Here is a 17245-nt window from a genome sequence, read left to right as displayed (position 1 = left end):
TCTGCAGGCGGGACACGGCGATAGTGAAAGCAAGCGCCGGTGTGAACATCATTGCCGAGAGCCGCTGTTGGGAAGGGCGGCAGCTTACGGTAGAGCATCCGTCCAGCGCTTGCGGCTGTCCGATGCGTTTTGCAATATTCCTGCCGCCGCAGGCGGGGCAAGGGGGCGCCGTTCCGGCCTTGTATTTCCTCTCGGGACTGACCTGCAGCGAGGAAAACTTCACGGTAAAGGCAGGCGCCCAGCGTTTCGCCGCCGAATGCGGCCTGGCGCTGGTGGTTCCCGACACCAGTCCCCGCAACGTGGGCATTGCCGGCGAAGACGATCAGGACTTCATCGGCTCTGGCGCTGGTTTCTATGTCAACGCAACGCAGCCACCCTGGGCCGCCCACTACCGGATGTACGACTACGTAAGCCGAGAACTGCCCGAGTTCGTGGAAGCGTCGTTTCCCATAGATGCTGCTCGACGCGGAATTTCAGGACACTCCATGGGTGGCCATGGGGCCCTGGTTATCGCTCTGCGCAATCCCGGACGCTACGATACGGTGTCCGCGCTTGCACCGATATGCAATCCTTCGGCCTCACCGTGGGGGCGCGCGGCTTTCGCCGCCTACCTGGGCGACGACGAGGCCGAGTGGTGGTCCTACGACGCCAGCCGACTGGTCCGTGAGCAGCCTCTGGACCGCGAAATCCGCATTGACCTGGGAAGCGCCGACCCGTTCCGCGAAGAGGAGCTCAAGGTCGAGCAATTCGTGGCGGCCTGTCGGGAGGCCGGTCAAAAGGTGAGTTTTCATCTTCGTGGCGGCTACGACCACGGCTACTTCTTCGTAAGCACTTTCATCGAGGCGCATGTTCGCCACCACGCCGCGGTGCTGGCGCCTGCAAGTGACTGATCTCAGCGGAGCGCCGCCGGACGATCCGCTGCCCATACTCCGGCAGTGGCTGGCGCGGGCGGCGGAGTTGACGGACCGCCGCAATCCGCATTCGCTGGTCCTGTCCACTACTGGCGCCGATAGCCGCCCCGATGCCCGGGTAGTGCTTCTAAAGCGCTTCGACGAACAGCAAGGCTACCTGGTTTTCTACACCAACTACGACTCGGCCAAGGGTCGGCAATTGGCGGGCATCGCCGAGGCTTGCGCCGTTTTTCATTGGGACCGGCTAGGCTTGCAGGCGCGCATTCGCGGACCGGTCCTTTCCTCCCCGGATGAGGAAAGCGATGCTTATTTCGCTACCCGCGGATGGCGCAGTCAGCTTGCAGCCTGGTCCAGCGAGCAGAGCAGCCCGGTTTCCTCGCGCGCCGACCTGCACGCGCGCATGAACGAAACAGCCGCCCGCTTCGGAGGGGTGGGAGAGGATTGGTACACTGCGGCCCCGCCGAGGCCGATTACCCGCCCGCCTTTCTGGGGAGGCTACCGCCTGTTCGCCCGCACCGTGGAGTTATGGATGCAAGGCGAAGCGCGCCTGCACGACCGCATTCTGTGGTCCCGCCAACTCACGCCCCAAACCCAATCCGAGTATCAAGCCGGTCCCTGGACCGCCCAACGCCTCCAGCCCTGACCAGCCCGCACTGCGTACGCCAAGCCTCTCAACGCTCCACACTACAGATTGACGCCGTCGACATAAGCGAAGGTTCGCATCTCTTACCGTAAGAAGCAGGGGCCTCGCGAAGAGGCCCCGCGACCTGCGGTCGAAACCACAGGGGATATCACTCCAATCTAGACGCTCAAACCTTCGGCGTTAAAGGGTCTTTTCCAGCTATCAGCCAGAACCTGTAATGCCCCCCCCGGTGGTTTGGTATCGTGGGCCACATTCAGGTAGGAATTGTCAAAGGAAGTTTGAGCACAAGATCGGCATGTTCGCGTACTTCGTCGTAAATCGGATGGTCAAAGGTTACTAGGAAGACTTGCGCGCCCTCACGGCGGGCAAATTTCATGGCGGGAACAAAGTCGCTGTCGCCAGCTACCAGCACGATGATGTCTGCGTGTTTTTTCAACGTTATTGAGGCTATATCCAAGCCAAGCCTCATGTCCACTGCCTTCTGGTGAATATTGGGACGCAGATCTTTTGCCGAGATAACAACGTTCTGATCGTCTTGATGTAATCGCCTATTGAGCTTCCAGCCGTTGAAGCGCAGTTTCCCCATTCTTAGCGAAATAAATGGCACATCGCGTAAGTCCTTATGCAACCTTTGGTTCGTTCGCGCCGATTGAGTGTTGGCGAATTCAATGCTTCCTCCCCCCAATGGCTTATGTTCACGTGCAGTCAGGGGTGGGGCATCGTAGAAATAAACTCGATGCAGATGCAGGTCGGAAAGCTGTGGATGCTCCTTTAGTTCTTTGACGAAACGGCAAGTTGTTTCAGCAGTAAGAGGGCATTCCCGTGAGCCCAACTTTCGTTTCAAGAAACCAGCATCAATCAGTACAGCGTACGCTCGGGATCGCATAACTAATCAAGGAAATGCGCCGCGGTCGTGCGCGGGGCGAAATGCCCTCTTGGATTGTAGCGCACGGCGCGGCAGTCTTTTATAGACAGTTTGTAGCCTATAGAAAACTTTCTTCTAAAGCAAGTGTGTGTGCGGGTTCACTACATCTGGGATTGGCTGGATTTCGAAAAACCTTTGCCATGAGTGGGAGAAACAGTTACTGCGTGGAGCCGCGGATGCGGCGGGAGGTGGGGGCTCAGTAAACCCAGCCGAGGATTACCGCAACGGCTACGATCGGGCCCCAAACGAAGAAAAGGCTGCGTTGCACGAGGGCGACGGCGCCGCGCACGCGATCCGGGCGTTCGCCCAGCGCTTGGGCGCCCACCGCGCCCAGCACGCTATCGGAGCCTTCGGACAGGTTGACTTCCCGGTTTGCAGGCAAGCCCCGCCAGGCATCGATGGCATCGTCGAAATTGCCAGCCAAGGCAAAGCTCGCGGAGGTGATGCGCGCGGGAATCCATGCGGCAAGGCCGTGCAACAGCGCTGCGGCGCGATGCAGCTCCTCGCCTCCCGGCAGAGTGGCCGTGTAGCGCCGCAAACTGTTGAGCACGCGAAAACCGAAGGCGAAGGCGGGGCCAAGCGGACCGGCCACCAGGAACCAGAAGATCACGCCGAAGATCCGATTGTTGGCCTCCAGGTAGGTGGTCTTTTCCACCGCAGCGGCCTGGTCTTTCGGCTTCTCCGGCGCATCCGCGCCCAGCAAGCTCTCGGCCTGCGCCTTGGCGCCATCCATGTCGCCCGACTCTGTCTTGTCGTGATAGTCGAGGGCTTCCGCCTTCAGATCGCGAGGCCCGAATGAGAACAGCAGCACCAATACCGCAAACAGGAACCAGAGAATCTGCACTGCGTCGTGCCGCAGCAGCCACGCCACAACGCCCACCGGCGCCGCACACGCTAGCGTAATGCCCGCAATGATGTAGGGCGCGGTGCGCGCATCAAGGCCGAGCACCTTTTCCGCCAGCCGGTTTGCCTGCTCTTCGAACGGCCGGAACTCGCGCAGATGCGACCAGCGCGCCAGATAGCGCTCGGCGTAGATGCCAATGAGCAGGGCAATCAATTTCATTTGTGGCGCTCCGCAGCCCTTGCCAAACCTAGCGCCAGCCGAGCCCAGTCGAATGTTGGCCCCGGATCCCACTTGCGTCCGGGAGCAATATCGCTGTGGCCCACCACCGGCGCGTTTCGAAGCGAGGCAAGCCCGTCCCTAAGTGCGATGATGGCGGCGCACACCCGATTGTATTGCCTATCGGTAAACGGAGTCGCTTCATCGCCTTCCAGCTCCAGTCCTACCGAGTAGTCGTTGCAGTTCGATTGCCCCCGGAACGCGGATTCGCCGGCGTGCCATGCACGCTCCAGGATGCTCACGAACTGCACCAGTTCGCCGTCGCGACGCACCAGGAAGTGCGCCGACAAGCGGCGCCCGGCCAGGGTCCGGAAATAGGCATGGGCCGCGCTGTCCAGCCGACCATGGAAGAGGTCCTCGATTGCAGTGCCGCCAAACTGCCCCGGCGGCAGGGAAATCGCATGCAGTACGATCAGGCGCGCTTCGCACTGCGGCGGTCGTTGGTCCCGGTGTCGGCACAGCGACTGCCTTGCGCCGCGCATCAATCCGGTTTCGGGGTTCAATGCGAGCGCATGGGCCTGGTGCGACGGCCGGGGCGCATTCGCCTCCGCCTTTACAATGTCGCCGGCCAGCCTCAATCTATCTACCTCCGACCATGAAATCCCCCAGCCTGGGCGTGGTGATGGACCCGATCAGTACCATCGCTCCGCAAAAGGATAGCACCCTGGCGCTGCTCCGAGAGGCGCAGCGGCGCGACATAACGCTGTTTCACCTGACCCTGAACGACATCGATATTCGTGACGGGTGCGCCTTCGGCGAAGCCGCTCCGCTTGCCGTAACCGACGACGATGCTGACTGGTTCCGGCTTCAATCGCCGCGCAGCCTGCCTTTGGGGGAACTGGACCTGATCTTCATGCGCAAGGATCCGCCATTCAACGCAGAATACATATTCGCCACCTATGTTCTGCAGCGCGCCCAGGCCGAGGGTGCAACGGTGGTGAACGATCCGCAGGCCTTGCGCGACGTGAACGAGAAGGCGTTTGCTGCCTGGTTTCCGGACCTGACCCCGCCTGCCATCATTACCCGGTCCATGGCCCGCATGCGCGACTTTCTGGATGAGCACGGCCACATCGTGGTCAAGCCACTGGACATGATGGGCGGTTACTCGATCTTTGCCCTGGAACGCACGGACAAGAACCTTGCCGTAATTCTCGAGACCATCACTGCGGGGGAGACGCGCTTTGCGATGGCCCAGCGGTACTTGCCGGAAGTGGTGGCCGGCGATCGGCGCATCCTGCTGATTGATGGACGCGCGGTGAATCCGGCCCTCAATCGCATACCCCGCGGGGACGACAACCGCGGCAATCTGATGGCCGGCGCGCGGGCGGAGGCTCGCGAGCTGACGGCGCGGGACATCGAGATATGCGAGCGGGTCGGGGCGGAGTTGGCCGTGCGCGGCGTGGCATTTGCAGGGATCGACGTCATCGGCGACTATCTCACGGAAGTGAACATCACCAGCCCCACGGGCATCCGCGAAATACAGAAGCTCGCGGACGTGGACGCCGCGGCACTATTGTTCGACAATCTGCTTGCGCGGCTGGGTTAAGCGAGGCCGCTATAATTCGGATCGATATCCGGCTTCGATCCGTCATGGAAGAAATTAACTCCCTTTCCGGCAAGCTCCTCATCGCCATGCCGGGAATGCCCGACTCGAGATTTCGCCACACCGTGACCTACCTGTGCGGCCACAACTCCGATGGCGCGCTCGGAATCGTCATCAACAGGCCCTCGAACATGAAGCTCGGCGAAGTATTCGAACAGCTTTCGCTGGACAGCGGCGACCGCGACCTCGCCAATCAGAACATTCTCAAGGGAGGGCCGGTTAATCGCGAGCGCGGCTTCGTGTTGCACGAGGCCGGTGGCTCCTGGGACTCCACGATTTCGATGTGCGGCAATATCGAGGTGACCACCTCACGCGACGTGCTGTCGGCCATTGCCGACGGAAAGGGGCCGCGCCGCGCCTTGCTGGCCCTGGGCTGCGCGGGTTGGGGCGAAGGCCAACTGGAGCGCGAACTGCGCTCGAATTCCTGGATGGTCGTGGACGCGACCGAAGAAATACTCTTCGACACGCCTTTCGAGCGGCGCTGGGCGGCTTCCGCCGCGCTGCTGGGAGTGGATGTCTCGCGGCTGGGTCTGCAGGCCGGCAACGCCTGATTCGCGAACATTTTCAGCGCGCGCCTTACGTGATGCGCACCGAGCCTGCGATCGCCCTCGACTTCGGCATGAAGCGTGTCGGCGTGGCGACTGCCACCGGCGGCGTCATCACAGCCCGCAAACACCTGCCCGCGCGGGCCGGAATGCCGTTATGGAAGGAGCTGGATCGGCTCGTTCGCGAATACGATCCGCAAGTACTCGTATTGGGGGCTCCGCCGAGTTCCGAACCCGAATTGCGGGTTGCACTCAAGCGTTTCCGCAAGCACCTGGAAACCCGCTACGGGCTTTCGGTGGAAACGATTCAGGAACACCTCACGACCCGCGAGGCCAGCGCCTCGCTGCGGGAACGGCGTTCAACCGGCGAACTTGGCAGGCGAGTCCGCAAGGGAGATGTTGATAGTTTTGCCGCCTGCTTGATAGCCCGGGACTGGCAGGAGAAACAAGCATGAATATTCGGAAACTTTCTTTTTCACTGTGCGCCGCGTTCGCACTGAGCAGTGCCCTACCCGCGGCCGAGCTGGTGCTGGTTGCCGGAGCCTCCGGACGCACCGGCAGCGCGGCGATGCGCCTGTTGCACGAACAGGGCTATGCGGTGCGCGCGACGACCACCAACCGCGAGCGCGCCGTGGAGCGGCATGGGGACCAATGGAACTGGCTGGAGCTGGATGTCCGCGACCGTGACGCGGTGTTCGCAGCCATGCAGGACGTGGACTACTTGATCTGCGCCATCGGTACGCGGTCCCTGATGGGTGGCAACGGCCCGGAATTCGTCGATTACGGCGGCGTGGTCAACTTGGTGGATGCGGCAGTGCAGGCCGGAGTCCGGCATTTCGTCGTCGTGACGTCGGCGGCCGCGGGTCCTTACCGAGACCGCAGCCGGATGATAATTTTCGCGCGCGCCAGGCACTGGAAGACGATGGGGGAAAACCATCTCAAGCGCAGTGGCTTGGCATACACGGTGATCGGTCCCAGCGGCCTGGACGAAGAACCTGCGGACGGCGGACAACCGCTACGCGTGATGGCCCGTGCCGACTACGAGACGGGCAGGGTCGCGATCGCCGACATAGCGATGCTGGCCGTCGACTCCCTCACCAATCCGGATGCGCGCAACAGGAGCTACGCGGTCATTCGCGACGAATCGGTGGCGTCTGACGCCTGGCGGGAGATGCTCAAGACTATTCGGCCGGATAACGAAACGGAAGAAGCGCCCGACCATCCGCTCATGCCCGACCCCGAGTGAAGCCGCACAATTCCGGTACTTGATGATCCTCTGCCCTAGTGTGCTGTCCCGCAAATGAGTGCTATGGATATGCGAGGCATTTTTCCTTCCTGGCAAGGCGCGACGACGCAGTGTGGCAGGCCGCACATAAGGAGGAGCAACGCCGCCAGGGAGGGAAAAGGGCCGCAGATTCTAGTAGTCATTTGCGGGACAGCACACTAGGTGGCTGAAGCATGCGCGCTGACGCGATTTACGTCGAGGAAGGCGAGGTGCTGTCGCATCGGAAATTCCCCGGTGGCCAGTACCGGCTTCGGCTGCGCACACCACGCTGCGCCGCCGCCGCCCACCCGGGCAGCTTCGTTCATTTGCGCTGCGGTTCGGATATGCAGCAGCGCCGACCGCTGTCGATCATGTTTGCCGACGCCGAAGGGGGATGGATCGAACTGTTGTACAAAACCGGTGGCCAGGGATTGACGCTGCTATCGACCGTCGAGCCGGGCACCATGCTGGATTCGATGGGGCCGATCGGACGCGGTTTTTCGCTGTCGAACGAGCGTCCGATCGTGCTCCTGCTGGGCGGCGGTGTGGGCATTCCGCCGGTTCTCTTCCAGGCTCAACGGTTGGCGGGCAACAGGAAATGGAGCCCTCGGCTGTTCCTGGGCTCTGAACTGCCTTTTCCCTTTGCCCTTGAACGGCATGGCAGGGAGAGCCGCTTGCGCTGCGCCGAACAATGGGGCGTACCCTCGCACTTGGCCAGCAATGCGGGCCTTGACGGCTGCTATGACGGCCACCTCACGGACCTGGCGCGCGAATGGCTCGGCGAATTGCCGCGGGAGCGTTTGCCCCAAGTGGCCGTGTACGCCTGCGGTCCCGAGCCGATGCTGGAAGCCTCGGCCCGGCTGGCGGCGGAATTCGGCGTCTACGCCGAGTTGTGCCTGGAGGAATATATGGCTTGCGCGGTGGGCGGGTGCGCCGGCTGTACAGTCGCAGCGCAGACACCCGAAGGCTTGGCCATGAAGCGGGTTTGCGTGGACGGCCCGGTCTTTCCCGCCGAGTGGATCTATCCTTCGTAGGCGCCGGCCTGTGCGACCGCTGTTCATCGGGCTGATCTCCGGCACCAGCATGGATGGCGTGGATGCCGCGCTTGTTGATTGTTCCGGCGATAGCCCGCGGCTGGCCGCCGCACTGCGCGCTCCGTTTCCCCAGGCGATAGCATCGCGCCTCCTTCAAGCGGCGCGCAGCCAGGGGAAGTGCAGCCTGCAGGAAGTGGCGGTGCTGGACGCAGAAGTCGCCAACCTGTTCGCTGAAGCTGCGTTGGCGGTTGTGCGCGAGGCCAACGAAAGTCTGTCACGGGTGGAAGCCATCGGCAGTCACGGTCAGACGCTTTGGCATGCGCCTAATGGAGAACCGCCGCACACGGTGCAGATCGGTTCTCCCGCGCGCATTGCGGCTGTGTCGGGCTTGGTGACGGTGGGCGATTTCCGCACTGGCGATATGGCGCTGGGAGGGCAGGGAGCCCCGTTGGCGCCCGTGTTTCACGACTGGCTGTTCCGCCAGCCCGGCGAGGACCGAGTAGTGGTAAACATTGGAGGTATCGCCAACCTCAGTGTGCTGGCGGCCGATGGCGGACTGACCGGATTTGACACGGGTCCGGGAAATACGCTGCTGGACGCCTGGGCGCAAGAGCATCTCGGCACGCAGTTTGACGAGGACGGCAAATGGGCGCGCTCTGGAACTATGCAGCCGCGCCTGCTTGAAACTCTTCTCGCCGACGAGTATTTCGAAACCGAGCCGCCCAAGAGCACTGGGCCGGAGCATTTCAATCTCGATTGGCTCGGTCACGCCGGCGCAGCCGCCGCTTCGCCCGCTGATGTGCAGGCTACGCTGGTCGAACTCACCGCCGCCAGCATCGCTGCAGCGGTCAGGACTGCCTGTCCGCGTGCCGCGGTCGCAGTGTGCGGCGGCGGCGCCTCCAATGGGTTCCTGATGGAGCGGCTGGCAGCGCGCTTGTGGGCGCCGCGTCCTGTGTCAACGCAGGAATGGGGCATTCACCCGGACTGGGTGGAAGCCGCGGGCTTTGCGCTACTGGCGCTCGCTCGCCTGCGGGGCGAGCCGGGCAACGAGCCCTCTGTTACCGGCGCCCTAGCCGCAATTCCCCTCGGCGGAGTTTTCCTGCCCTCATAAGTCTCTTGGACTGGAAGCGCTTGGCTCTCCGGGCGCCAAGCTCTCCTGGCGTCCTCTATACCGCAAGGCCGCCCATCCCTGGGCGCAATGTCCCCGCTCCCTAGTGTGCAAGAATATCGAAACCATGAGCGGTAGCATGAGAACGGTGGATCACCCCGATGCGCGTTCGTACACGCTGGCGGCGCGTTTGAAGCGCAACTGGGCCCTGGGCAAGCGTATCCTGCACATGCTCTGGTTCTACTTCACGGAGGGCCGCCGGGTGCGCAGAGCCTACGGCGCCTGCGAACGGGAAGGCAGTATCTATTGGGTTGACAGGCCCCAAGGGAAGCGCTGATGAGCGGGACGGTCTCGCGTATCCGTCCGCAGGACCCCCCGGCGCCGCAATACGCTTTCGGCTATGTGGAATCGCCTCGATCAGGGAACGAGATAAACGGCCTGGGCGAACGCAAACGGCGCCAAGCCACCGCCGTATTCCACAATGCCGGCGACGCGCAACTCGATTGGCAGGCGCTGGACGACTTCTTCGGCCTGATCAATCCATGGCGCGTGGTGCGCCAGGTGGTCGCCAATGCCTGGCAGTTGCGCAAGCGTGATGGGCCGGTGGCGCTCCGGCGAGTGGAGGCCGACCCGGTCGAGATGAGCGAGCGCATCAAGGATGCCGCCCGCGGGTTCGGCGCCGATCTGGTTGGAATCGCGCCGGTCGGTGCGGACGCCATATTCGCCGGCCGCACGCCACCGCATGGCACGGCAATCTGTATCGGCCTTGCCATGAATCAGGAAAAGATGGCGCACGTGCCACACGCCGCTGCCGCCGAGGAGGTCATGCGCGCCTACAAGCAGATTGCCGGAATCGCCTTGCGTGTGGCGCGCCACGTTCGCGGCTTGGGCTGGCCGGCGAGAGCCTACGGCAATCCCAACAGCACGGACATCCTGCACATTCCGCTGGCGATTGCCGCCGGCCTTGGCCAGCTCGGCAAGCACGGCTCCATGATCAGCAAGGAACATGGGTCCAACTTTCGCTTGGCTGCCGTGTTGACCGACCTGCCGCTGGCTTGCGATGAGCCGGTGGACATCGCCGTGGACGACCTGTGCACCGGCTGCCGGCGCTGTGTGGTGGATTGTCCGCCCGACGCGATTTTCGACGAAAAGCAGTGGGTGCGCGGCGAGAAGCGCTGGTACGTGGATTTCGACAAGTGCATTCCCTACTTCGTCAAGACCCACGGCTGCGCCATCTGCATCGAAGTCTGCCCCTGGAGCCGCCCCGGACAAGGCCCCAAACTGGTCGAGAAGCTCATGGCCAAAAGGGCGCAGCGGTAGGGACGCGGCAAATGCTGGCCAAGCCTACGGCCCGCGCCAGGCTGTCGCGCATGAGCCGGATTTCGCACCCTGTGGCATAGACGGCGTTTTAGCGAGTTTCAGGCCGGCGGTGAAAGAAGGCGAAATCGGGGAGCGGCTTCTTGCCGTGCGTACGCGGATCGGCGCCACCGCGAAGCGTGTGGGCCGGTCGCCTCAAAGCGTGCGGGTGTTGGCCGTAAGCAAGGCACATGACGCGGAGGTGGTGCGCGCAGGCTTGGCTGCGGGATTGACCGACTTCGGCGAGAACTACGCGGCAGAGGCCATTGCGAAGATGAGTACGCTGGGGCCCGGCGCAACGTGGCATTTCATTGGCCGTTTGCAGTCGAACAAGACGCGGCTCGTGGCGGAGCATTTCGACTGGGTGCATACGGTGATGCGGGAACGCGACGTGATGCGGCTGAATGCGCAGCGGCCGGCTGAGTCTGCGCGCCTGAATGTGTGCATACAGGTGCGCATGCAGGAGGGAGACAGCCGTCCCGCGGCGCCCGCCCAGGAAGTGCCCGCCTTGGCAGCGCTGATCGATGCGCAGCCGCGCCTGCGCCTGCGCGGCCTGATGGGAATGCCGATGCCCGGCGCCCCACGCAGTGCCTATCTGCGCCTTCGTTCGTTATTCGAAGAACTCAACAGATCCGGACTGAGTCTCGATACGCTGTCCATGGGCATGACCGCCGACCTCGAAACCGCCGTCGAATGCGGCGCCACGTTGGTGCGCTTGGGCACCGCCCTGTTCGGCCCCCGCGCGCCTCGACAAGATATGCCCTCTTGACGTGAGCGGCGCCGCTGCTGGCCGCGTGAACAAGGACGCGATTGCAGACTGCATTTCGTATATGCTCGCGCCATGAACTCGCCGGAAAGGCAATTGCGCGAGTTGCGTCGCGGCGCGGTGGACCTGGTGCGCGAGGAGGAGCTGCTGGAGCGGCTGCGGCAAGGACGCCCCCTGCGGGTGAAATGCGGCTTCGACCCCACGGCGCCGGACCTGCATCTTGGGCATGTGGTGATCCTCACCAAGATGCGGCAGTTTCAGGATTTCGGCCACGAAGTGATCTTTCTGATCGGCGACTTCACCGGGATGATCGGCGACCCTTCGGGGCGCAGCAAGGCGCGGCCCACGCTGACCGAGGAAACGTTGAAGGAGAATGCGGCGACCTACGCCGAGCAGGTGCATCGTGTGCTGGACCCCGACCTTACCCGCGTCGAGTTCAACTCCACCTGGATGAACGACCTCGGCGCTGCGGACCTTGTGCGGCTGGCGGGCAGGCGGACGCTGGCGCGCATGCTGGAGCGCGACGATTTCAAGAAGCGTTTCGGCGAGGGCAACCCCATCGGTCTGCACGAGTTCATGTATCCGATCGCTCAGGGTTACGACTCTGTGGCTCTTGAGGCGGATGTCGAGCTTGGCGGAACGGACCAGACATTCAACCTTCTGCTAGGGCGGCAGATACAGGCGGAGCACGGACAGCCATCGCAGATTGTCCTGACGCTGCCGCTATTGGAAGGCACGGATGGCGTTCAGAAGATGTCCAAATCATTGGACAACCACATAGCGATCATGGACCCACCCGCGGAAATGTACGGAAAGTTGATGTCGATCTCCGACGAACTGATGTGGCGCTACCTGGAACTGCTGAGCCTGCGCTCTCAGTCCGAACTGGACGGTTTGCGTTCCGAGGTGGAAGCCGGAGGCAATCCGCGGGACGTGAAGATTTCGTTGGCGCGCGAATTGACGGCGCGCTTTCACGGCGAGGGCGAGGCAATCCGCGCGGCGGACAACTTCGTCCGCAGTCACCGGCACGGAGAAGCGCCCAAGGACATTCCTGAAATCACGCTCGCGAGCGACGACTCAGGCGTGCCGCTGGGCGAACTCGTGCGGCGCGCCGGATTGGCAGCTTCGAACGCCGAAGCCATGCGGCTCATCGCACAGGGCGCCGTGCGCCTGGACGGCGAGCGTGTCAGCGACCGCGGCTTGGTGGTGCCTTCCGGCAGCTCAATGGTTCTACAGGTGGGAAAGCGGCGTTTCGCCCGCGTGAGTATCGAAAGCGCGTAATCAACCGCCGACGGCAAGTAGTTGAGGATACTACTCCTCTGCTTTGGGCTATCTCGAAGTTATACCTTGTATATCCGGCACACAATGCCTAATATACGATGTATATGATTCCTAGGCTGCTACGGAGTGATGTGGAGAGAGCGCTGTCCCGGCAGGCGGCGGTGCTTCTGTCGGGACCTCGGCAATCCGGCAAGACCACACTGGCGCTTGAAATCGCGCGCGAGCGGGGCGGCGTGTATCTCGATCTTGAGGACCGTGATGATCGGGCCAAGCTGGCTGAATCACGATTGTTTCTTGATGCCCTGGAGGACAGGCTGGTAGTCCTGGATGAGATTCATCGCACCCCGGAACTGTTTGCTTCACTTCGAGGCGTGATTGACCGTGGCAGGAGACGCGGCAAGGGCGTGGGCCGATTCCTGATTCTCGGGTCCGCATCCATTGCCCTATTGAAACAGGCTAGTGAATCCCTTGCCGGTCGCGTCGAGCCACTGGAGTTAATGCCTTTTTCCTTGCTGGAGGTTGGCGATGGCCGTTCTTCGCGCGAGTCCCTCTGGCTGCGCGGGGGGTTTCCGCAGTCTTGGCTGGCCGATTCGGATTCCGACAGCCTTGTGTGGCGCAGGAGTTTTGTACGCGCCTACCTGGAGCGCGACGTTCCACAGTTTGGGCCGCGAGTGCCGGCGGCTACGCTGGAGCGCTTGTGGTCGATGCTCGCTCACCGGCAAGGAACGCTCTTGAATGCGTCGTATCTGGCGAATGCAATGGAAGTCAGTACGCGCAGCATCAACCGCTACATCGACCTGTTCGTTGACTTGATGCTGGTGCGCCGGCTGCCGCCGCTGCATGCCAATGTCGGCAAGCGTCTGGTCAAGTCGCCGAAGACTTATGTTCGCGACAGCGGACTCGTTCACTCGCTGCTTGGCATCTCAACGTTCGAAGCGCTGTCGGGACACCCCGTGATGGGGACTAGCTGGGAGGGCTTTGCAATTGAAACACTACTCGGCCAACTGGCTTGGCCAGCCATGGCGAGCTTCTATCGGACCGCTGCCGGTGCGGAGGTCGATCTGATAATCGATTTTCCCTCTGGAGATCGTTGGGCTATTGAGATCAAGCGGTCGCTGGCGGCCCGGGTGAGCCGCGGATTCCGTATTTCTCTGTCGGATCTCAACCCCACCAAGTCTTTTCTGGTTCACGCCGGCACCGAGTGCTACCCGCTGTCGGAATCCGTTGAAGCAATCGGTTTGCAGGAATTGGCACTGCGCATCTCGCGGGCATGACTGGGGAGTTTGCGCCGATTCGCGCAAGGCAGGCATCAGCATGGAGCGTTGGAAGGCACTCGCCTGTTGCGAACAACTCATGTGCTCTCTACTGGCACATTAAAGTTAGCTTTACAATAACTTTTTGGCTCGCTAGTATGTGGCCCCGTAGGGTGTAATACTCCACCGCTGGGTCATTAGCCATTCGAGTGCGCAATGCCGGAGATTGAAAGGGAAATACCGATCAGAGACGATCTGTTCGTTGATTCGAGTAACGCCGATAGCACACCAAAGCTGCTGGTGAGGCGGTGTAAATCCACCGGCAGTCTCTACTTTCCCCGCAATTCGGTGTTTTCGGCAGGTGGAGATTATGAGGACATTGAGATTGACGGAAAAGGCCGGCTTATTGAATCAGCGGTGATTCAGAGAGGTTTACCTGGTTTTGTTTCTCCCTATGCGATAGCAGTCATTGAACTGGATCAAGGGCTTTCACTCATTGCGCAGTTGGAAGAGTGGGAGGACAAGTCGCTAGATTCGGGCGCACGGGTGCAACTGGTGATCGGATGCATTCGAACAGAGCGTGACGGGACCAAAATCGTCGGCCCGAAATTCAAAGTCAGCTAGCGGAACAGACCAAGATGACAAAGGCATATGTGGTAGCTGTAGGCATGACGGATTTTGCGCCGCACCATGATCTGATTGTGCACGACCTCGTGGCGGACGCGGTTCAACAGGCCATGAGCTCAATCTCTGTTGATCCAGAGAGAATAGAGGCCGCCTTTGCCGGCCATGCATATCAGGGTCCGTGCTTCGGTCAGAAGAGCCTTATGAGGCTGAGGATGGAAGGCATTCCCGTCCACAACGTCGAGAATGCATGCGCAAGTGGTGCCACCGCGCTGAAAGGAGCGGTAAATGCTGTCAAAGCAGGAGACGTACAAGTTGCGCTGGTGTTAGGCGGCGAGAAGCTAACCAAGAAGGGTGGCGGGTTTCTTCCTATTGTCTCGGATGATTTGGACAGTAGCATGGGTCGCGTAATGCCATCGGCCTTCGCGATGATGGCGAAAATGCATATGCGTGAATACGGCACTACCGTGGAACAACTGGCCGGAGTTGCGGTGAAGAACAGAAGAAACGCAACTCTGAATCCACGCTGTCATATGTCTGATGAGTTGACGATTGATGATGTCCTGGATTCTCCTGTTATCGCTGAACCTATTACACGAAATATGTGCTGTCCGATCTCCGATGGGGCGGCTGCGGCGATCATCGCGTCGGAAAGTGAGGCGCGTAAACTGACTGATCATCCTGTGGAAATTTCCGCTTGTGTTCTGAACTCGGGCCATAGAACGCGCTACGGAATTGTTGATACTCGGTCGGAAATGACGGCGAGGGCTTCTGCCGCGGCCTACGATGCTGCGGGCATTTCAGCGCAGGATGTGGACGTGTGCGAGATGCATGATCCTTTTGCCATAGCTGAGTTGATTCACTACGAGGATTTGGGATTCTGTGGACTTGGGCAATCCGGAGAGTTTCTTGAGGAAGGACGAGCAGACCTTGATGGCGAGGTAGCAGTGTCGCCGTCTGGCGGATTGCTTTCCAAAGGACATCCGCTGGGAGCGACCGGGGTAGCCCAAATTGCCGAGTTGTATTGGCAGTTGACGGGTGCAGCAGATGCCCGGCAAGTACGGAATGCCCAAATTGGTCTCGCGCATGTGGTCGGTGGCGGAGTGACTGGCCTTGAAAGTGGCGCCTGCAGCGTAACAATTCTGAGGGCCTGATACCCTCTTATGTACGAAAATCTCCTCTACCAGCTTAGCGACAACGGTGTCGCCACTGTAACGCTGAACAGACCGGAGCGGATGAACGCTCTTAACCCGGCAATCAAATCCGAGCTTGCTTCAGTACTGGCGGAGGTTGAATCGTCTGAAGAGATCAGGGTGTTGGTAATCACCGGTGCTGGGAAGAAGGCTTTTTGTGCCGGCAAAGACCTCAAGGAGGTCAGTGACAGCAAGGCCAGCCCGTCGGAGTTTTATCAGGAACAAAGACGAACCTTGCAATTGTTCTCGAACTTGGAAAGCTGTCCAAAACCAACAATCGCGGCCATAAACGGCGTAGCTCTCGGAGGAGGCGCGGAATTGGCTCTTTGCTGTGATCTGCGTCTGCTATCGGCGCGGGCTACATTCGGCCTGCCCGAGGCCGGATTGGGTGTGATTCCGGCTGGTGGGGGAACGCAGCGCCTGGCCCGTTTGGTAGGCCCCTCAAAGGCCAAGGAGTTGATGTTTTTTTGCGAGCATCTGAATGCAGATCAATGCGTTCGGGACGGAATAGCCAATCGAGTATTTTCGGATGAGCACTTCATGGAGCGTGTTATGGAAGTAGCCGCGCAAATGGCAGATAAATCCCCGTTGGCGTTGCAAGCAATAAAGCGCGCAGTGGACGGCGGGTTGCAGGCGCACATTGGCCCTGGCATGCAGATTGAACTTCTGTCCGCTGCAATTCTTTTTGATACGGATGACAAACGAGAAGGGATGAAGGCATTTTCAGAGAAACGCGCGCCTGTCTACAAGGGGCGTTAGGCAAGTATCGAAAGACAAAGGGAGAGCTGGATAATGGATATTGAAATCTCGGGAAAAGTCGCCCTGGTAACTGGCGGAGGCCAAGGCGTTGGTCGTTGCATCTGCAAAAGGTTGGCGGAAGAAGGGGCGAAAGTTGTTGTCAACGACTTGGTGCAGGATCGAGCGGCGGCGGTTGCAAATGAAATTTCGGAAGCGGGTGGTGTTGCGTTTCCCTATGGCGCAGACGTTACGAGTCTGGAACAAGTGCAAGCGATGGTCGAGAAGGCGAAAGAAGAATTTGGTGCGATCAATATCCTTGTCAACAACGCGGGCATTATTCCCGAACGTCGCACTGGCGAAGTGGGCTTGCCTTTATTCGGTGATTCCAATCCCGAAGACTGGTCCAAGATAGTGAATCTGAATATTTTCGGAGTCGCAAATTCCGTTTACTCTGTGCTTCCCGGCATGATTGAGGCTCGCGAAGGGAAGATAGTATCGATTATTTCCGACGCGGGACTGGTTGGCGAAAAGCGCTTTGTCATGTATAGCGGCGCCAAGGCAGCGGTACTCGCAATGAGTAAGTCACTGGCACGCGAGCTGGGAAAACTCTCGATAAACGTCAACGCGGTGTCTCTGGCCGCCGTGTCACATGAGAGTCCAATGGCGGATTTTCTGCGCCAAGACGCTACGGCGGAGAACAATGAAATTTTGGCAAAGGTATTGCGCTCCTATCCCTTGGGGGCGGGGCTCGGTCGTTTGACCCGTCCGGAAGACGCAGCAAATGCGATTCTGTTTCTGGTATCGCCTAGAGCAGAATACATTACCGGCCAGTGTTTGCCTGTTAATGGTGGCTATTCGATGTAAGCGGTCGAGAAAATACT

General features: G+C 60.7%; 20 protein-coding genes. 17 read left to right on the top strand and 3 right to left on the bottom strand.

Annotated features, from left to right (window positions below):
* Nucleotides 1-23 precede the first annotated feature (23 nt).
* Together fghA and ACWCOO_RS10275 are read left to right on the top strand one after the other, a co-directional pair.
* A complete protein-coding gene (fghA, locus tag ACWCOO_RS10280) occupies nucleotides 24-890 on the top strand; it encodes an S-formylglutathione hydrolase (protein ID WP_446830881.1) in 867 nt (288 codons plus the stop codon).
* The gene (locus ACWCOO_RS10275; protein WP_446830880.1) at nucleotides 883-1554 is read left to right on the top strand and encodes a pyridoxine/pyridoxamine 5'-phosphate oxidase; all 672 of its coding nucleotides are present in this window, start codon (nucleotides 883-885) and stop codon (nucleotides 1552-1554) included. Before fghA ends, ACWCOO_RS10275 begins: the two co-directional genes overlap by 8 nt.
* A 253-nt stretch (nucleotides 1555-1807) precedes the next feature.
* Here ACWCOO_RS10275 and ACWCOO_RS10270 read toward each other — a convergent pair whose 3' ends face one another.
* The 3 genes from ACWCOO_RS10270 to ampD all read right to left on the bottom strand — a co-directional run bounded on the left by ACWCOO_RS10270 (nucleotide 1808) and on the right by ampD (nucleotide 4102).
* Nucleotides 1808-2398, bottom strand: coding sequence for an NYN domain-containing protein (locus ACWCOO_RS10270; RefSeq protein WP_446830879.1), 591 nt, complete (start codon nucleotides 2396-2398; stop codon nucleotides 1808-1810).
* 277 nt (nucleotides 2399-2675) lie between these two features.
* Nucleotides 2676-3542 carry a regulatory signaling modulator protein AmpE gene (gene ampE, locus ACWCOO_RS10265; protein ID WP_446830878.1) on the bottom strand — a complete coding sequence of 289 codons (867 nt, stop codon included), beginning with the start codon at nucleotides 3540-3542 and terminating at the stop codon, nucleotides 2676-2678.
* Nucleotides 3539-4102: a 1,6-anhydro-N-acetylmuramyl-L-alanine amidase AmpD gene (gene ampD, locus ACWCOO_RS10260; protein ID WP_446830877.1), complete on the bottom strand. Its 564-nt coding sequence runs from the start codon at nucleotides 4100-4102 to the stop codon at nucleotides 3539-3541. The genes ampE and ampD overlap by 4 nt, the downstream gene beginning before the upstream one ends.
* Nucleotides 4103-4194: 92 nt before the next feature.
* Between ampD and gshB the strand changes: the two genes are divergently transcribed.
* The 15 genes from gshB to ACWCOO_RS10185 all read left to right on the top strand — a co-directional run bounded on the left by gshB (nucleotide 4195) and on the right by ACWCOO_RS10185 (nucleotide 17228).
* Complete coding sequence (gene gshB / locus ACWCOO_RS10255; protein WP_446830876.1) at nucleotides 4195-5145, top strand: glutathione synthase; 951 nt, start codon at nucleotides 4195-4197, stop codon at nucleotides 5143-5145.
* A gap of 44 nt (nucleotides 5146-5189) precedes the next feature.
* Nucleotides 5190-5753 carry a YqgE/AlgH family protein gene (locus ACWCOO_RS10250; RefSeq protein ID WP_446830875.1) on the top strand — a complete coding sequence of 188 codons (564 nt, stop codon included), beginning with the start codon at nucleotides 5190-5192 and terminating at the stop codon, nucleotides 5751-5753.
* A gap of 32 nt (nucleotides 5754-5785) precedes the next feature.
* Complete coding sequence (ruvX, locus tag ACWCOO_RS10245; protein ID WP_446830874.1) at nucleotides 5786-6202, top strand: Holliday junction resolvase RuvX; 417 nt, start codon at nucleotides 5786-5788, stop codon at nucleotides 6200-6202.
* Nucleotides 6199-6993 (top strand): SDR family oxidoreductase, encoded by a 795-nt coding sequence (locus ACWCOO_RS10240; RefSeq protein ID WP_446830873.1) that lies wholly within the window; start codon nucleotides 6199-6201, stop codon nucleotides 6991-6993. The genes ruvX and ACWCOO_RS10240 overlap by 4 nt, the downstream gene beginning before the upstream one ends.
* A 212-nt stretch (nucleotides 6994-7205) precedes the next feature.
* On the top strand, nucleotides 7206-8045 hold the full coding sequence (locus tag ACWCOO_RS10235; RefSeq protein WP_446830872.1) for a dihydroorotate dehydrogenase electron transfer subunit: 840 nt from the start codon (nucleotides 7206-7208) through the stop codon (nucleotides 8043-8045).
* A 10-nt stretch (nucleotides 8046-8055) separates the two neighbouring features.
* Nucleotides 8056-9156: an anhydro-N-acetylmuramic acid kinase gene (locus tag ACWCOO_RS10230; protein WP_446830871.1), complete on the top strand. Its 1101-nt coding sequence runs from the start codon at nucleotides 8056-8058 to the stop codon at nucleotides 9154-9156.
* 124 nt (nucleotides 9157-9280) lie between these two features.
* Complete coding sequence (locus ACWCOO_RS10225) at nucleotides 9281-9490, top strand: hypothetical protein (protein ID WP_446830870.1); 210 nt, start codon at nucleotides 9281-9283, stop codon at nucleotides 9488-9490.
* Nucleotides 9490-10473, top strand: a complete 984-nt coding sequence (locus tag ACWCOO_RS10220) for a 4Fe-4S dicluster domain-containing protein (protein WP_446830869.1) — start codon at nucleotides 9490-9492, stop codon at nucleotides 10471-10473. Before ACWCOO_RS10225 ends, ACWCOO_RS10220 begins: the two co-directional genes overlap by 1 nt.
* 109 nt (nucleotides 10474-10582) lie before the next feature.
* Nucleotides 10583-11278, top strand: coding sequence for a YggS family pyridoxal phosphate-dependent enzyme (locus tag ACWCOO_RS10215; protein ID WP_446830868.1), 696 nt, complete (start codon nucleotides 10583-10585; stop codon nucleotides 11276-11278).
* A gap of 72 nt (nucleotides 11279-11350) precedes the next feature.
* Nucleotides 11351-12556 carry a tyrosine--tRNA ligase gene (gene tyrS, locus ACWCOO_RS10210; protein WP_446830867.1) on the top strand — a complete coding sequence of 402 codons (1206 nt, stop codon included), beginning with the start codon at nucleotides 11351-11353 and terminating at the stop codon, nucleotides 12554-12556.
* Nucleotides 12557-12660: 104 nt separating this feature from the next.
* The gene (locus ACWCOO_RS10205; RefSeq protein WP_446830866.1) at nucleotides 12661-13830 is read left to right on the top strand and encodes an ATP-binding protein; all 1170 of its coding nucleotides are present in this window, start codon (nucleotides 12661-12663) and stop codon (nucleotides 13828-13830) included.
* Between the two features lie 195 nt (nucleotides 13831-14025).
* Nucleotides 14026-14433, top strand: a complete 408-nt coding sequence (locus tag ACWCOO_RS10200) for a Zn-ribbon domain-containing OB-fold protein (RefSeq protein ID WP_446830865.1) — start codon at nucleotides 14026-14028, stop codon at nucleotides 14431-14433.
* A gap of 14 nt (nucleotides 14434-14447) precedes the next feature.
* The gene (locus ACWCOO_RS10195; protein WP_446830864.1) at nucleotides 14448-15587 is read left to right on the top strand and encodes a thiolase family protein; all 1140 of its coding nucleotides are present in this window, start codon (nucleotides 14448-14450) and stop codon (nucleotides 15585-15587) included.
* Between the two features lie 9 nt (nucleotides 15588-15596).
* Nucleotides 15597-16385, top strand: coding sequence for an enoyl-CoA hydratase/isomerase family protein (locus ACWCOO_RS10190; RefSeq protein ID WP_446830863.1), 789 nt, complete (start codon nucleotides 15597-15599; stop codon nucleotides 16383-16385).
* Between the two features lie 33 nt (nucleotides 16386-16418).
* Entirely contained in the window at nucleotides 16419-17228 is an 810-nt protein-coding gene (locus ACWCOO_RS10185; protein WP_446830862.1) for an SDR family NAD(P)-dependent oxidoreductase, read from the top strand.
* Nucleotides 17229-17245: the final 17 nt, after the last annotated feature.

This window comes from Candidatus Foliamicus sp. (assembly GCF_965221325.1).
Classification (GTDB): domain Bacteria; phylum Pseudomonadota; class Gammaproteobacteria; order Steroidobacterales; family Foliamicaceae; genus Foliamicus.
This window is presented reverse-complemented; position numbering and strand designations above follow the sequence as displayed.

Excerpts from the sequence above, each read along its gene's own strand:
- ampE (WP_446830878.1), bottom strand. The coding sequence starts at position 3,542 with ATGAAATTGATTGCCCTGCTCATTGGCATCTACGCCGAGCGCTATCTG.
- gshB (WP_446830876.1), top strand. The coding sequence starts at position 4,195 with ATGAAATCCCCCAGCCTGGGCGTGGTGATGGACCCGATCAGTACCATC.
- ACWCOO_RS10250 (WP_446830875.1), top strand. The coding sequence starts at position 5,190 with ATGGAAGAAATTAACTCCCTTTCCGGCAAGCTCCTCATCGCCATGCCG.
- ruvX (WP_446830874.1), top strand. The coding sequence starts at position 5,786 with ATGCGCACCGAGCCTGCGATCGCCCTCGACTTCGGCATGAAGCGTGTC.
- ACWCOO_RS10240 (WP_446830873.1), top strand. The coding sequence starts at position 6,199 with ATGAATATTCGGAAACTTTCTTTTTCACTGTGCGCCGCGTTCGCACTG.
- ACWCOO_RS10235 (WP_446830872.1), top strand. The coding sequence starts at position 7,206 with ATGCGCGCTGACGCGATTTACGTCGAGGAAGGCGAGGTGCTGTCGCAT.
- ACWCOO_RS10225 (WP_446830870.1), top strand. The coding sequence starts at position 9,281 with ATGAGCGGTAGCATGAGAACGGTGGATCACCCCGATGCGCGTTCGTAC.
- ACWCOO_RS10220 (WP_446830869.1), top strand. The coding sequence starts at position 9,490 with ATGAGCGGGACGGTCTCGCGTATCCGTCCGCAGGACCCCCCGGCGCCG.
- tyrS (WP_446830867.1), top strand. The coding sequence starts at position 11,351 with ATGAACTCGCCGGAAAGGCAATTGCGCGAGTTGCGTCGCGGCGCGGTG.
- ACWCOO_RS10205 (WP_446830866.1), top strand. The coding sequence starts at position 12,661 with ATGATTCCTAGGCTGCTACGGAGTGATGTGGAGAGAGCGCTGTCCCGG.
- ACWCOO_RS10200 (WP_446830865.1), top strand. The coding sequence starts at position 14,026 with ATGCCGGAGATTGAAAGGGAAATACCGATCAGAGACGATCTGTTCGTT.
- ACWCOO_RS10195 (WP_446830864.1), top strand. The coding sequence starts at position 14,448 with ATGACAAAGGCATATGTGGTAGCTGTAGGCATGACGGATTTTGCGCCG.
- ACWCOO_RS10190 (WP_446830863.1), top strand. The coding sequence starts at position 15,597 with ATGTACGAAAATCTCCTCTACCAGCTTAGCGACAACGGTGTCGCCACT.
- ACWCOO_RS10185 (WP_446830862.1), top strand. The coding sequence starts at position 16,419 with ATGGATATTGAAATCTCGGGAAAAGTCGCCCTGGTAACTGGCGGAGGC.